We start from the raw sequence: 13256 nt of genomic DNA on the forward strand, positions 1-13256 counted from the left end.
CCCCTGCCGCTGCTATAGACTCTGTCGCGCGCCTTCGACACGACGCCTCGAGCCCAACCTTGCAAGCGTGCGTGAACATTTCGCGGCCGTCGATCTCGAAGCTTTCGCTAAATTGGACGTCGCTGCCAGTGATGATCTTCTTCAGCGCGGCCTTGCGGTGGAGCAGAGGGACTTTCCGGAGGTCCCGGCCATTCAGATAGAGCAGGTCGAAGGCGACGATGACCATCTTAGTCGAGGTGCCTTTTAGCTCGTTCTGCAACAGTCTCCAGATCTGACGTGCCTTTCATCATGAGGAACCGGAACAATGCTACTGGCCCAGCGGTTGAGGGCGCATCAACAACCACTGGAGAGAGTGGACATGAAAACCCGTCTTGCGATTTCATTGGCTGCTGTGTCGCTGCTGGCGTCGAGTGCAGCCTTTGCCCAGTCGACGACCGAACAGGGCGCCAGGGACGGCGCGCGTGCGGGTGGCGACATCGGTGGCCCGGTCGGCGCGATGGTCGGTGGCACCGTCGGTGCGGCCGTTGGCGCAGGCCTCGAAATTCCGAATGCCGTGCTCGGCGGAATCCCGCGCGACGACTCCGTCCTGATCCACGAGCGCGTCGTCGTCGGCGAGCCCTTGCCCCCGACCGTGGTCTTGCGCCCGGTGCCGAACTACACCGAGTATCGCTACGCGGTCGTGAACGACCGCCGCGTCATCGTCGAACCGCGCACGCGCCGGGTCGTGAAAATCATCGACTAGTCGGTCAAGGCGTTTAGGTAAGAGCTGGGGCCCCGCGGAGCGTGACTCCGCGGGGCCTTAGTTCGTCAGAGCCGAATTGGCGCCAAACCGCAGGGGCCTGGTTGGGAGATCAGGCGTTACGAGAAACCCGCCAGGCAACTGGGCGGGTTTTCTCTGCTTGAGGCTGCCGAGGTGGCGGCCGTCTCCGCACGGTCTGCCGGCTGATGCCCAAGAAGTTTGTACCGGCGGAAATTGTGCATCGGGCCAAATTTTTCGCTTCGGAGGATCGGCATATGGCCAATTCTGTTCGCCTATGGACCTCAGAAGACCTTCAGAAGCTCAAGGCGATGGCCGGGAATCACCGCCGCGAAGCAATAGCCACTGAATTGAACCGAGGCGTTTCGTCAGTGGCTGTCAAAGCGCATCAGCTCGGTATCTCTTTGCGATACCACGGGCTGTCAAAGCGTCGACCTTCAACAGCCGAGTCAGCGCCGGGCCATTGACTCGATTGTTTCGAACCTGCGTTGCCCTTTTTGACCTAGAGCGGAAGTCCGCCACCATCAGGCAACACCGCGCAAGGGCAGGGCTAGTTGCATGTCGATGCGCCGTGTGGCGTTGGCGGCGATAAAGTCTTTCAGTGCGGACGAGACCGCAGCGTCGGTGTCGGCTGCACGCTGAGCCAGGGCGTCGGCGACGTCGGAAGTCACATCCCGCGACCACCCCTCGACGGGATTGAAGGATACAATTCGGACCGGATAGGCGTACTGGCCGGACAATAGATTTTGCAGAATGATCTCGAGGTCGGTGTCAGCCTCGTCGGTCTCGCGCCAGGCGCAACCGGCGCGAGCGCCGAAGTCTTCGAGCACGAGATAGATGTCGCGGTCGAGGCGGTCCGCCGGCACGATCGAGGGCGAGGAACGCATACGCTACTCCGATACAAAGGGCGGAGAGACGGCCCCGGCTGCAGGGATCAAGGGGTTAGGCCGGGGCCGCTCCGCCAGCTCTGGCAACGAGCCAGCGACGACACAAATAGTCGCCCGCCCTTGTGGTTCCCGAGAGCCCGCAAGATCGGGAAAAAATGGCACCGGTCGGAACGCACAAGAAGTTGGCGGAGTTGAATTATGAACCTCGCGCTCCGGTAGTCGGCGCCGAGCGCGTAGCCTGGAGAGGCGGCAAACCAGTCCCGTGAATTGCCAGCATGGCCGCGAGAGTATCCTGATGGACACGACTGTGACGTTCGATAAGCTGCGACAGATAGAGCGCGATGTCGTCGAGGGAGAACGGCAGCTCGCAAAGCAAGAGGCGCTTATTGTCGAACTAAAGCGCCAGCGCCAAGAGACAACCAAAGCTGGGGCCGAACTTGAACGGATGCGCGCAGATCAGCGACTTCGGGAGCTGGATCGACAATGTCTCCTTTCAAGGTTGCAGCCCTGATATCACACCGCGATGACGCTGTTAGTGCTCAATTCGTCGCCGGCAAGGGCGAACCAATCGTGCGTGGAACTTCGAGTGCGACTGCTGGTTTTTCCTGCCGTGGCGGTGTTTTACTTTGATCTTCATGGTAGTGACGGGGAGCTTCGCGACGACGAAGGAATCGAGCTCCATGTTGACGGCGGCTCGTCGTTTGGCAATCGAAGCACTAGGGCAGATCATCATCGACGATGGCTTCAAAGATCAGTACGGACTAAAGTCCGTCAAAATCCGCGCCGCCAGTGGTGAAATCTTACGACTTTCCGCCAATGTTAGTGTCTCAGCACATTGAACGATGCGAACCAGCTCAGCGGAAAGGTGGCGCGCCAAGCACAATGCGGAGACGAGCCGCGCTCCCTGTAGGAACTCCCGCACGAGGTGGTCGTTAGCGCCGCGTTGGGAGATCGGTTTCATGAAAATGTTAGTGGAGTACCTAGATCGCGCCGTGCAGCTTGAGCGATTAGCATCAAGCGAGCGCGATACAAATTTTAAAAGTCAGCTACTTTCGCAGGCGTCGGCTTATCGAGGGCTCGCGGCCAAACGGGCCAAAGATTACGGACTACCTGAGCCAAGCCGCTCCGAGATGGCGCATTATCGATTAAGTCGAGTGAACCGCTCATAGAACTTCATACTGCGCGCCCCGTCGCAAGATTAGGGCACGTTCAGTAAGTCGGTGCAGATTCGAAGTTGGTCGATCTGAAAAGGCTTTCTAAGCCTGGGCCGGGACAGGAATTTCTCGGGTACGCCATCGCTGCCATAGCCGCTTGCGAAAGCGAATGGGATATTGCGGACCTGTAAAACGTCGGCGACGGACACGCTCGTTTCCGCACCGAGGCTAAAGTCAAGGATGGCAAAATGAAACTCTGCGCTGGATGCCAACGCAAGAGCCTGCGCCAAATTCGCGGCTTCAGCCGACACTGTATGGCCAAGCTCTTCGAGCATGTCCGCCACCATCATGCGGATCAATGCTTCGTCCTCTACAAGCAATACTGAAGCCACAAAGGTCAACCTATTGGCGCTTGATGAGCACAGCCTTCGCAAGCGCTCTTAGCGCCGCGCTCCGTAGCTCGTTCAAAGTCGTGTGGCCCGATGCTGCCGCTTCCAACAGCTGTTCGGCGATCAGCCTCCGGCTTTCATGGTTGCCGCCATTTGGCAGCGCGCAGCAGGCTTCTTCCAGCAACTACTTCCATGTTTGACTTTATGCGGTCGGACAGCTCCATCCGACATCTCCGGCAGTTAAACGGGAACTACCGGCAATATGGAACCCTCTGCCCCAGGCGTCGATACGCCATTCGCGGCCGGTGGCCCTGAATGGTAATCTGTCGAGCCGATCGGCCCGCACGATCGAGGTCGAGGAACGCATACGCTGACCGTCCATATTCCGTGCCCGAAGCCGGGGCGCGCAAACTGATAGAGCTCGCGAAGAGCATTGGAGCCGTCCAGGACAGTCGCATTCACATCGAGAAGATCAATTACCCGTTTCTGTCGAAGAATGGCTGCAAGGCCACCGGGCCCGAGTTCGGCGTCGAGATGGCGCGCAGAGCTTAGCGGCCTGCTCGGCCATTCGTTCGTCAAGCGAGCGGGTGCTTCACTCTGCGGCGCACGGCGCACCTTTTTGTTAAAAACGAATCCTAAACTGCTGCAGCCGGATTCCAGTTCCTAAAATGAACTCTGGTCGCCGCCGGAGCGACCCGACTTAAAGCACTGGCTAGTCAGTTGCCCGCCGGGGCGGAACATGAGGCGCTGCTGAAGCGGCACGGATCGCGGAGACCGGCGCTCACCTGAATGATTGCGGCAACCAGACTAAGCGGAGCCGACCGCTAGAACGCTAACCTCTCAAACGCATTTTGGTCATGCCCAGATACTTCTTCCACATTACTCACGAAAACACCGCGATCGAGACGTGGGAGAGGAGTCCCGGACAAGCACGCGGCGTGGAAGGACGCCACCGTCATGGCCGGACAGATGCTTTGGATGTGCAGCGCGTAAAGCGTGTTCTGAAACTCGTCCGTTACTTCCACGCGCCAATCGTGCCCGGCCTCAGCTTTCCATCGATGCCCTGAACTGCGAAGCCAAAGTGAACCTCGCAGTGCTGTCGAACGAAGAAAGACTCCCGGTCTTCTAAGCTCTCACGAGTAGGAAGTGCGGGAGGCGTGTTTCCAATCTTAGGGGGGTAGTGGACGCCCCGCCAGATGCAAGCGGTACTTTGAAGAAGATTGGCACGTAGTCGAACGCTGCCATCTGTCCGGCCTTTGATGCAGCGATGGAGCTGCGGGCCTGTATGGGAGTTCGCGGACCGGACCAAATCATAAATGCGTGCTCCAGGCACGATGAGTACATCTTACTCTCCTTCGACCGACTGCACCTGCGACGACCTCAGGCCCCCCAGGCTCACACGCCTTGGCGGCGACTGGAGCTCTGTAGTTTTCCTGCTTTACAAGTAGCGGCCAGACGATCCGCGCTTCGTTGCCGATGGAGCTGCGACGCAAGTCGAAGCGGTGGCTGAAGGAGCGGGGAGTACCAGCGCTGGATGATGGCGAACTCGAGTTGTGAGCTTGCCCGACGACTCGGGGCCGGTCGCAACCTTGGTTCCCATCACGGGCAGGGCGTGCTCAAAGGGTTTTGACATATCAGCGCAGATAGGAACGGGCAGGGAGGATGTCGAGTCTTGACGGGCTCGCGGCGAGCGGCTGGAATGTGGCGTCGGACTTCGCGGAGATGAGCTATGCGTTCCTCGCCGTCGATTGCTCCTCAGGTGGAGCGGGACATCTACATGTTGCTCGCTGACTACGGCCATCCGCTCGGCCGGGTTTGGCTCGAGACCGACGACGAGCACACCGATCGGGAGCCCTGCTGCACGACCTCATGGAGGGGCACTATTCCAACCCCGTCCAGATCGTCGGCTTCAACATCGGCGACGGCTGGTCGCGTGATCTCTCTAGGCATTCGGATCGATCTGCCAGCTGCGGATCATCGGCCATGCGGCGGAATTCCTCGGCGCGCTCTCTGAGGCGCTTGGGATGAGTGCAATGATCCACGTTTTCGTCGTCCCTAACTTCGCCCATTGGCGAGATGGAAATCAGAGAACGCTGATCGTCGTTGCGCCAGAACAAATTGAGGGAACAAGCCTCGTAGTGTTTGAGCAGACTCGCGCGCGCCCGTTCGATCACCCAATGGGCAGCATGAGCTGGATGGGCCGTCTCGTCCACGTGGCGCTGAAGAAATTCTCAAGGCAGCCCGGAACCTCGCCGCACCACGCGCAGCGCTGTTGCAGCTCCTCGGCGATTTCCTACAAGTTCGATCAGATCATCGTCGCCTTGATTACCCTGGTCGCGATTGTGGATTGACTGACCGGCGTGCCGGCTTTGGGCAATCCGCCGCCGCCAGCGGCGCCGCCTCCTATATCGATCTGCGCCGCCTCCTAAATCGATCTACCAAGGCCCTAGACACGCGAAAGCAAGTCCGAAATGGCCGGGTTTTTCTTGCAGGGAATGCCCCATCAACTGCTTCACCCCCATCTGATGTGCTTCAGACGCCAGTCGCTCCGGCAGAAACGGTTGGAGTGACGGCGCTCACGCATCCCGCGAAGAACGCGGTCAGGGCGCCCAGGAGCAGGGCGAGAGCACCAAACAAGGCGCCCTGCGATATACGCTTCGCCGCGGTATCGGCCGCCCGCTTTGTTTGCTCTTTTGTCTTGGTCACCATCTCCTTGTATTGCTGCTGGTATTAAGAGACCTGAGCCTTTGCTTCGTCTTGGGGGATATTCTGCGCCTTGGCCAATGCTTCTGCAGCCTTCTCATTAGCGGCAGCCTGTTGCGCAGTGTCCCCGGTTAAAGCCGCTCGAACAGTTGTCGCCGCGGCGTCACGCAGTGATGCGGGATCCTGTCCGCCGGACGCGCTCCGTACTTTGCTTTCGATGGCGGCCATTGGATCGCCAACATTATTCAAGGACGGCGCTGCGGCCTGAACCGCCGTTTGGATTGAGCCGCCCAAGGCTTTACCTGCTCCCCTAGAGCAGAGGACGCCGTGCTGACTGCGCCACCGACCATGCCGGAGGCAGCTGAGGAGAGCAGATAGACTACAGTGAGTGTCGAGACTGCCCAGGATATTAGTCCGTGATAAGCGGTGGTTGATTGCGACGCCTTTCCGGAAAGTCGTCCAGCGATATAGCCGCCGAATGCCAACCCCTTCTCTGTTGGCTGATAACGCTCTCCACGTTGCACCAGCCAGCCGCCTTCAACCATCTTCTCTGCCAAAGCCTTCGAACATGCCTGGTGCCGAGGTAATACGGGCCGTCCCTGCGCTCGACCAAAAAGCCGTAGACGCGCACCAGGCGAAGCGCTTTCAGCATGCCGGGAATGAGAACTACGGTCGTGCTCGTCATTGCTCTCCAAACGACGGACCACCGAACCTTCCCGAGGCCATTCGGCAAAAGCTGCGTCAATATCCGCGTCGCGGAACGAGCGCGAGCCACTGCAGGTCGGGGGCGTGGAAAAGCTAAGGACGCGTCGACACTCAGAGAGCGCGACCAGTGACGCCGAATATGTCGGAAGGCATACAGACCCGATTGCCGAATCTTCCTAGACCTCAGTAAACCTCGGCGACCCCATTACCGCCGAGGTCTCCAACGGTCCCGGCATGTCGAGGTGCTGGGACCGTTTTTTTGCGGACGTTCATCATGGTAAGGCCGCCTCACCTGGCGGCCTTAACCGAACACCGAGCCCGCGCGGTAACGCCAACCGTCAACCCTAGCGGGCTCGCTTGGCGGTTTTCTTAGCTTTCTTCTCGACCCGCACGCCTTTGAATTTTCTCGCGGCCTTCCTCGCTTTTTTCGGCTTCTTCACAGCCATGAACTCGCCGGATGTCCTGTCGCGCTTCGTGTAGCCGGTAGCGCCGCCGATCGTCGTTTTGGTCTGCGAGAGTTTCTTCAATGCGCCCTTGCGCGCGTTGTCGCCAGTCGGTTTATTGACTGCCATGTTTCCTCCACTGGTTGCCCTCGCGATAGGGCGTAGCGTGTCAGACAGTTCCAAGAGCTGGAACGAATTGGGCCTTGAAACCGGGTTCCGTTGCGTCAGTCCCGATGGTCCCCTTCCATCGTGCCGGCCGATGTACCGACCGTGTATCTGGTGGCGGATGATTTCGGGCGCGCAGGCAGCGTCTGGCGCGAAACCGACATGGAAACGGCAGACCTCGAAACCGTCATTCAGGACCTGCTCATGCTTCACCTCGCGGATGCCGAGACCTTGTTAATGTCGCTCCGGATTTGCAGCCGACGCCTGAGTCAGTCCCTGGACGTAGTCAGCGACCGTGTTAGCACGCGGCGGATCAGGTTTTCGTCGTTCGAGCGTCGAGACCGGCGGCGCATCGCTGGGAAGGCACACCGAAATTTAGGAACACTATTCGGCGGCGCGAGGTTCGTGCTTATCAGAGGCTAGCTCATCAAAGGCTAGGAAACGGAGTTTCCTTCCATGGCTACCCAGATTGTGATGGACCGCACAGGCGACAGCAGACATTTTTTTGAGCAAGACGACCGCAAGCAGCTGGCCAAGGCTGAGGAGCGCTTCAAGAAGCTAACCCGCCAAGGATTTACCGCTGCTACTCGGACAGCGGCTGGCGATCTAAACGTCGTACGGACATTTGATCCGACGGTGGAGGAAACGCTTTTCTATCCGCGCCTCGTCGGCGGATAGACGCGTTCGCCCGCCTAAAATGTTCTTGTTCAGACGAAATGGTGCCGGCAGTGCGCGTTTGCGCGCTCTACGTGCGCTCTATCGGAGCTTCATCGAGGAAAACGGGCCGGAAGCGCGTGCGCGTCGTCTCCTCCGCGAATGGTTGTCTCCGGATCAACGTGCGCAGTTTGACGCCAATGATTATTTCGAAGTCACCGGCTCTCACACCGGCCGACGATACCGAATTCATCAGGGCACCATGAGCAATATTTGGGAGCTAGATGAAGAAATGGAAGCCAAGGCGGGGTGGTGTTTCGTTCCTGAACGGCCCCTAGCAGCTTGCGACGTGATGCTCGCCCAGAAGATTGCGCTTGAAACAGACGAAGCCGCAGTCATCGCGCTTGCAAACCGGGTTTCTCCGAGACTGCCCTCGCGGCCCCGCACGGGGCGGCGCGCCTATTAGGGTAGTGTGGGTTGGTTGCGTTATCCGCGCAAAAAACGCGAGCACGCGGTTGATAGCAAGACGACGATAACGGCAGAAGACCATCTTCTGCGCATCGCCAGCTACAAGGACCTTCCAAAAAGTCCTAGGGAGATGGACGAGGCCCAAAGCGGGTTCTGGGAAGACTGCGGTCGCCGTCGTAGCGTGGAAGCCGCAAGAGACGATGATGCGTACCATTGGCTCGTCGAGCGTGTGAAGGTGGATGAAAGTGAAACTGAGCGGTGATCATCACGCGTGCTGTGCTTTACGACGGATGCTTTAAAAGGGGTGTCTGAGACATTTCCTCGGCTTCTTGTTTTGCCAACACTCTAAGCATTTCGATGCCTATCTCGCCTTCCTGCGGCGACCTTATGAAGTCGAGCTCGCCCACGGACTGTTCGACGGTTGCGATGACTGCAAGCGCATGGTTGGCCGTCGGCACTTCGGTCTTTAAAACCGCGACATTGCTTCGCTTCCGAAATCCGATGGTGTAAGTCATCTCTGCTTCCGAAGTTTCGGGACGGTCATGACGTCCACCTGCTGAAAGGGCGGCCCCAGCCTACGGTGCCCTTTGCTAGCTGGAGCCGCACTTCGAGCAAACGTTGTGATACTGGCCCGAAGCGCGATGCCAATGCTGATCGAGAGCCCGCGTTCCTACTGAAGATGTGTTGGAGGCAGGCTACCCGGGAATTTAATGTGGCGACGTATCATTTGTTAGCGCGCGAGCGCGCCGAAAGCAGAGGATGGCGTCGGTGCGCTGGACAAGCCGCGCGCTCGCGGCCCCAGCGTCCCCAGCCTCCTTTGTCCCAAAAGCCCCCGGAGACGCGTGGGGCCGTCGCGCGCTGCGTCACCGATAGAGCAGTGCAAGGATGATCAATGCGGTGTAGTCATGCCCACCAAGATAATTAGCACGATGAACATTCGCTCGTTCACGGCGGCCGTCGCCGGATGAGAATAGACCTGGGGCGGGACGCCTTGAGTACACAAGTGAACAGATGGACAGAGGGTGGTGGAACATGCTCGCTTCGGTGCGCTGGGCAAGCGGCGCGCTCGCGGCCCCAACGTCCGTCCCGCCTCCCGGCCTCCCGGACGTTTGGGGCTGTCGCGCGCTGATCAAGTACGGCGCTGCAAAATGCGCGTGGTTTACCAGGGATAGTCCGATGCGCGACCTGCTTAGTCCGCGTGAGAAGCGATTATTGAGGCGCTTGGCTGCTGGGAAGACTGACGCGCAGATCGCGGAGCGGCTCGGCGGCACCGCCAAGCAAGTGTCAGAGCAGAGAGCCCGGCTCCTTGCGCGATTGCAGATCAATTCGCCCGAAGAGATCGCCGATGCAGCAGAGCGGTGGGCGAGCTGGCCGGGCTATCGAGGCATCACATAGATCGCCCACGAAACCAAAGCACAGGGTTACGGGTCGCGGAGGTCGTCAATCTCCTCGTGCCGAAGCGCCTTTCGCTTTTTCTTCTGCTCGATGAACCACAACCACGCAAAACCGATAGCGGTGAGCACCATCGCGTAAAAAAGGATCTCATCAATCGCCATCCGAGGCCCCGGATCACAACAATGCTTTTCGTTTTCACACTCGGTCACATCAAGCGCGGATTACACGATAGCTGAGGCTGCGGTTAGAACACGCCCCAAAAAGCGCCACCGCACCCAGCATCGCCAGTACGACCAGCACGATGAAAAGATGATCTTCCCACCATCCCACGACTTGACGGATGCGCCGGTCGCCAGCGCCACCGTTGATTTAGATCAAAAGGATAAACCCAGTTAAGTCTTGATAGTCGAAAGGTTGCGGCTGATGCTGCTGGTCAACACCTTCGCGGTGCGAGCTGTCTAACGCAGGCAAGCTGTTTGCCTAATGAGGCTGAGGGTGCAAGGCAGGTCGGCATTGAACCAGAGTGGTGGCTGCCTCGGAGCAGTGGTGGTGTCGGTGATGCTTCTGGGATCGCTCATCGCGCTGTGGTTTTTTTACCAGACACCGGCCGCCCCCCGAGCATCGACAGCACGATGAAGCCGCCAACTAAGCCAAGGCTTACGTTCGCTTCTCGGCATTAATACGCAGGACATAGAGCGTGTTTCGGGACTCGTCCACGACTTCCATCCGCCATTCGCGGTGGGGTGTGAGCTTCCCGCCGAGGCATTGGAGCATCTGCCCAGCCGTTACCGTGGCTTCAGACCAAGCGGCGTGCTCGTCAGGTAGCTCATAGCCTTCGCGGTCGAGTTCGCGGCGTTTGTGGGTGACGTGGAAGAAATAGCGCGGCATGCGTCAGAATCCTACAGAGCCGGCTGTTCCACAACAGCCAGCGCGAAGGGCTAATTGCCAGTGCGATCAGCGCGATGAAACTTCCGACCCCATGACTCACGGTCGCGCGGGTCCCGCCGTTGATTTAAATCAAGAGCGGGCCGTGACGCGGCGTCGCATGAAGGCGGTGGCCACGCGCGTTTCTCGCAACCGGTTCCAATATTAGCCCAGTTCTTGGAATCGTCGGCGAACACTGCGGATGCAGGCGCGGAGCCGTTGTCCTAATTGACGGAACCGGCTCCCTTTGTCACGTTGATGATGCTGATGAGCCTCCATGCTCTCCAGCACTCCAAGGAACGCAACGTCGACTACCCCAAAGGCCCCGCTTGGCGGGGCCTTTTTTCGTTCTCTGGTCGCTCGCTAGGAACGTCCCTGCGGTGTAAGGTTTTTCCCAAGCCCCACACAAGAAGGCATCGACCGTCAACTTGCCCCAGCGCGTCCGGTGACACGGCGCTGGGGCGCTCCTCTTTAGGGCACCCGCAATCACCCGTGTTGCGCCCCCTTGAAGATCGGGAATAACCGGCAATGCGTGCTGATTCGGCTGTGCCGAACGGCCTCAGCATCCGGTGCCAGCGCCGGCGATGCGCGAGGCCGTTTCGTTGTGTGGCGCGCTTAGAAAAGCAAAAACGCCGCCCGCTTAAATCTACCGCGGGCGGCGGCTTCCAGCCCCGGGAGGAATCAGCAAAATCCCGGATGTCCATTAAGAGGTGGGCGGCGAAAAGGTTCAGTCGCACGGGGGGCGCGTTTGTGGGGACGGCGGATTTGGGAGGGGCTTGCCTCAAGATGGCGGACGTCATTCGCGACTGCGCACGGGGGCATAGCGCTTCGTCTTGGCAGCGCTCTCAATGTTGTAGTTTTCGGCCTCTGCGGGAGTTTCGAACGGCACGGCTACGATTTTGTCGTTCGGCGAAATCATCACGGCTAGGTACGGGAGCCCCAGTTGGGGCGGATTGTAAACAACGAAAGTTATGCCTGACATTTTCATGGATCTCGCATCCGAGGCAACTGAGGCTTAACGCTTATCTTCCACGCGAAGCGATCCTCGCGCTATTGCCCACGCGGCCGCATTCCTAGATCAGGGTGAAGGAACTCTTGCGAGACCTTTCGTCGCGCGATTGCGCCTACCCACCCGACCCAGCCGCGCAGTGGGGCTCGGGATGAGCCAGGGCTTGAGGTTACCTTCGACGAGGCTCAAGGCGCTGGGAAAACTTGGCAAAAGCCGCGATGTTCCTGGGGCCAGCCAGGGCGCAATTAACAGCGAATTGCAGCGCTGTGGATCAATACCTGGATTCGTAAGACAGGCTTCCAGCACACCCCACTATGGGGGACAGAGGGAAGTAGCTATCAAAGGTGTAGGTATAGGTGCTTGAGCCGAGCTTAAGCAAAGCAAAACGATGGCCGGGCCTACGCGTGTACTCATTACCGTGCTTGCGCGTAACGAGAGGGCCTACTTAGGTGCGCCATCAGATCAAAGTTCCCCAAGAAAGCACCAATAAAAATGCACCCGGTGCGCGCACCCAAGCTCGGATAACTTTGTTGGCAGCCTTCAGAACCGAGGGCCGCAGGATTTGAATTGCATCGCGGATCGTTGCGCGAAATGGCTGGCGGCCGATCCGCCCGCGCAGTCGAGCAACCCGCAACGCACGCACGACCGTTTCAGGATCAGGAAGTCCTCTTTTGTCTTCCAGAAGACTCCAGGTGAGGCGCTTGAGATCGAATGTCTCTTGGTCAATTTGGGTGAACGATCCGGATGCCGTAATGCTGGCGTGGTCGGTCATGTCGTAAAAGATGAGACCATCGTCTATCGCCACCATGTCGCCATGACAGGCGAGATCAACGAAGAACAGTTGGTCCACCCCCCAACTTATCGACCGGTAGTTTCTCATCAGGCAGCCAGCTTTGACGACCGTGCTGTTGACCAGCAGCGTCGACGGAACCATCCAAAGCAACCGGGTCTTGCCCACCAAATAGAGATCCATCAGGCACTGCTGACTCGAATACAGGTAAACCTCGCCTCCTCGCCGGTACCTTATGCCCTTGTCGTGGACCGAATGGCATGTGGACGTCATGAATGCCGCCGCGGGATAGGTCATCGCGAGTCCCGCGAAAGTCGTGAGCGCCCCCGGCACGAGCCAGTCGTCATCATGCAACAACTTGATCCAGTGCCCCCGGCACGCAAGCATCGCATTGTTCGTGTTCTGGACCTGACCACGGCCTCTGCGGTTCTCGATGACGCGGATGCGCGGCTCCGTGCTGGCATAATTGGACAGGATGCGCCAACTCGGACCCGCTGGCCCTTCGTCGTCGCTGATCACCATTTCCCAATCGGCGAAGTCCTGCTGCAGCACACTTTCTATCGCACGGCGCAACATATCGGGACGGCGTAAGGTTGGTATCGCGACCGAAATGAATGGCCGGAGTCCCGAACCTTTGGACTTGCCGCGTCGGTTGGCCTGTAACGGGTCCATTGGTAGTCCCTCATCCATCGAAGCGGCTGCCGCAAGTCGCATCCGCGTCGGCGCGCAAGCCTGTTCGCAGACACGATGAGCGTTTGGAAAAGAGCAAGCCGGGTTGGCGAAATGCTGAGCAGTGAAGCGAGTGCGGTCATC

The 13256-nt window shown here is 59.0% G+C and carries 16 protein-coding genes and 1 pseudogene; 8 read left to right on the forward strand and 9 right to left on the reverse strand.

The window, feature by feature from the left end:
* Window positions 1-262: pseudogene (locus tag OWC48_RS43315) on the reverse strand (DNA ligase); the annotation flags it as partial.
* 96 nt (window positions 263-358) lie between these two features.
* On the opposite strand from OWC48_RS43315, the gene OWC48_RS43320 reads away from it, so the two are divergent.
* On the forward strand, window positions 359-742 hold the full coding sequence (locus OWC48_RS43320) for a DUF1236 domain-containing protein (RefSeq protein WP_282525498.1): 384 nt from the start codon (window positions 359-361) through the stop codon (window positions 740-742).
* 539 nt (window positions 743-1281) lie between these two features.
* On the opposite strand, the gene OWC48_RS43325 is transcribed toward OWC48_RS43320, so the two are convergent.
* Complete coding sequence (locus tag OWC48_RS43325) at window positions 1282-1644, reverse strand: hypothetical protein (RefSeq protein ID WP_282525499.1); 363 nt, start codon at window positions 1642-1644, stop codon at window positions 1282-1284.
* A gap of 295 nt (window positions 1645-1939) precedes the next feature.
* Here OWC48_RS43325 and OWC48_RS43330 point away from each other — a divergent pair, with 295 nt between their 5' ends.
* Both OWC48_RS43330 and OWC48_RS43335 read left to right on the forward strand, forming a co-directional pair.
* Entirely contained in the window at window positions 1940-2155 is a 216-nt protein-coding gene (locus OWC48_RS43330) for a hypothetical protein (protein ID WP_282525500.1), read from the forward strand.
* A 169-nt stretch (window positions 2156-2324) separates the two neighbouring features.
* Window positions 2325-2483 carry a hypothetical protein gene (locus OWC48_RS43335; protein ID WP_282525501.1) on the forward strand — a complete coding sequence of 53 codons (159 nt, stop codon included), beginning with the start codon at window positions 2325-2327 and terminating at the stop codon, window positions 2481-2483.
* A 359-nt stretch (window positions 2484-2842) separates the two neighbouring features.
* Here the strand turns inward: OWC48_RS43335 and OWC48_RS43340 are convergent, their stop codons facing one another.
* Window positions 2843-3190 (reverse strand): response regulator, encoded by a 348-nt coding sequence (locus tag OWC48_RS43340; protein WP_282525502.1) that lies wholly within the window; start codon window positions 3188-3190, stop codon window positions 2843-2845.
* A gap of 10 nt (window positions 3191-3200) precedes the next feature.
* A complete protein-coding gene (locus OWC48_RS43345; protein ID WP_306664739.1) occupies window positions 3201-3371 on the reverse strand; it encodes a hypothetical protein in 171 nt (56 codons plus the stop codon).
* Window positions 3372-5220: 1849 nt separating this feature from the next.
* Here OWC48_RS43345 and OWC48_RS43350 point away from each other — a divergent pair.
* Complete coding sequence (locus OWC48_RS43350; protein WP_282525503.1) at window positions 5221-5538, forward strand: hypothetical protein; 318 nt, start codon at window positions 5221-5223, stop codon at window positions 5536-5538.
* 1401 nt (window positions 5539-6939) lie between these two features.
* Here the strand turns inward: OWC48_RS43350 and OWC48_RS43355 are convergent.
* Window positions 6940-7167, reverse strand: a complete 228-nt coding sequence (locus tag OWC48_RS43355) for a hypothetical protein (protein WP_282525504.1) — start codon at window positions 7165-7167, stop codon at window positions 6940-6942.
* Window positions 7168-7659: 492 nt separating this feature from the next.
* Here OWC48_RS43355 and OWC48_RS43360 point away from each other — a divergent pair, with 492 nt between their 5' ends.
* From OWC48_RS43360 to OWC48_RS43370, 3 genes are read left to right on the forward strand one after another with little or no spacing between them, the layout of a single operon-like run.
* Window positions 7660-7881, forward strand: a complete 222-nt coding sequence (locus OWC48_RS43360) for a hypothetical protein (RefSeq protein WP_282525505.1) — start codon at window positions 7660-7662, stop codon at window positions 7879-7881.
* Window positions 7882-7900: 19 nt separating this feature from the next.
* Entirely contained in the window at window positions 7901-8323 is a 423-nt protein-coding gene (locus OWC48_RS43365; RefSeq protein WP_282525506.1) for a hypothetical protein, read from the forward strand.
* Window positions 8324-8338: 15 nt separating this feature from the next.
* Entirely contained in the window at window positions 8339-8587 is a 249-nt protein-coding gene (locus tag OWC48_RS43370) for a hypothetical protein (protein WP_282525507.1), read from the forward strand.
* Window positions 8588-8606: 19 nt separating this feature from the next.
* Here the strand turns inward: OWC48_RS43370 and OWC48_RS43375 are convergent, their stop codons facing one another.
* Window positions 8607-8840, reverse strand: a complete 234-nt coding sequence (locus OWC48_RS43375; protein ID WP_282525508.1) for a hypothetical protein — start codon at window positions 8838-8840, stop codon at window positions 8607-8609.
* A gap of 661 nt (window positions 8841-9501) precedes the next feature.
* Between OWC48_RS43375 and OWC48_RS43380 the strand changes: the two genes are divergently transcribed.
* Window positions 9502-9720, forward strand: a complete 219-nt coding sequence (locus tag OWC48_RS43380; RefSeq protein WP_282525509.1) for a LuxR C-terminal-related transcriptional regulator — start codon at window positions 9502-9504, stop codon at window positions 9718-9720.
* A gap of 26 nt (window positions 9721-9746) precedes the next feature.
* Here OWC48_RS43380 and OWC48_RS43385 read toward each other — a convergent pair whose 3' ends face one another.
* From OWC48_RS43385 to OWC48_RS43395, 3 genes are all read right to left on the reverse strand, one after another.
* A complete protein-coding gene (locus OWC48_RS43385; protein ID WP_282525510.1) occupies window positions 9747-9881 on the reverse strand; it encodes a hypothetical protein in 135 nt (44 codons plus the stop codon).
* A gap of 496 nt (window positions 9882-10377) precedes the next feature.
* Window positions 10378-10608, reverse strand: a complete 231-nt coding sequence (locus OWC48_RS43390; protein WP_282525511.1) for a DUF6894 family protein — start codon at window positions 10606-10608, stop codon at window positions 10378-10380.
* Window positions 10609-12110: 1502 nt separating this feature from the next.
* Window positions 12111-13115 carry a glycosyltransferase family 2 protein gene (locus OWC48_RS43395; RefSeq protein ID WP_282525512.1) on the reverse strand — a complete coding sequence of 335 codons (1005 nt, stop codon included), beginning with the start codon at window positions 13113-13115 and terminating at the stop codon, window positions 12111-12113.
* Window positions 13116-13256 lie beyond the last annotated feature (141 nt).

Origin of the sequence: Bradyrhizobium sp. Arg816 (assembly GCF_029989365.1) — a bacterium.
Taxonomy (GTDB): domain Bacteria; phylum Pseudomonadota; class Alphaproteobacteria; order Rhizobiales; family Xanthobacteraceae; genus Bradyrhizobium.

Coding starts and splice junctions, on each gene's coding strand:
- OWC48_RS43320 (WP_282525498.1), top strand. CDS start 359: ATGAAAACCCGTCTTGCGATTTCATTGGCTGCTGTGTCGCTGCTGGCG.
- OWC48_RS43325 (WP_282525499.1), bottom strand. CDS start 1,644: ATGCGTTCCTCGCCCTCGATCGTGCCGGCGGACCGCCTCGACCGCGAC.
- OWC48_RS43330 (WP_282525500.1), top strand. CDS start 1,940: ATGGACACGACTGTGACGTTCGATAAGCTGCGACAGATAGAGCGCGAT.
- OWC48_RS43335 (WP_282525501.1), top strand. CDS start 2,325: ATGTTGACGGCGGCTCGTCGTTTGGCAATCGAAGCACTAGGGCAGATC.
- OWC48_RS43350 (WP_282525503.1), top strand. CDS start 5,221: ATGATCCACGTTTTCGTCGTCCCTAACTTCGCCCATTGGCGAGATGGA.
- OWC48_RS43355 (WP_282525504.1), bottom strand. CDS start 7,167: ATGGCAGTCAATAAACCGACTGGCGACAACGCGCGCAAGGGCGCATTG.
- OWC48_RS43360 (WP_282525505.1), top strand. CDS start 7,660: ATGGCTACCCAGATTGTGATGGACCGCACAGGCGACAGCAGACATTTT.
- OWC48_RS43365 (WP_282525506.1), top strand. CDS start 7,901: ATGTTCTTGTTCAGACGAAATGGTGCCGGCAGTGCGCGTTTGCGCGCT.
- OWC48_RS43375 (WP_282525508.1), bottom strand. CDS start 8,840: ATGACTTACACCATCGGATTTCGGAAGCGAAGCAATGTCGCGGTTTTA.
- OWC48_RS43380 (WP_282525509.1), top strand. CDS start 9,502: ATGCGCGACCTGCTTAGTCCGCGTGAGAAGCGATTATTGAGGCGCTTG.
- OWC48_RS43385 (WP_282525510.1), bottom strand. CDS start 9,881: ATGGCGATTGATGAGATCCTTTTTTACGCGATGGTGCTCACCGCTATC.
- OWC48_RS43390 (WP_282525511.1), bottom strand. CDS start 10,608: ATGCCGCGCTATTTCTTCCACGTCACCCACAAACGCCGCGAACTCGAC.
- OWC48_RS43395 (WP_282525512.1), bottom strand. CDS start 13,115: ATGGACCCGTTACAGGCCAACCGACGCGGCAAGTCCAAAGGTTCGGGA.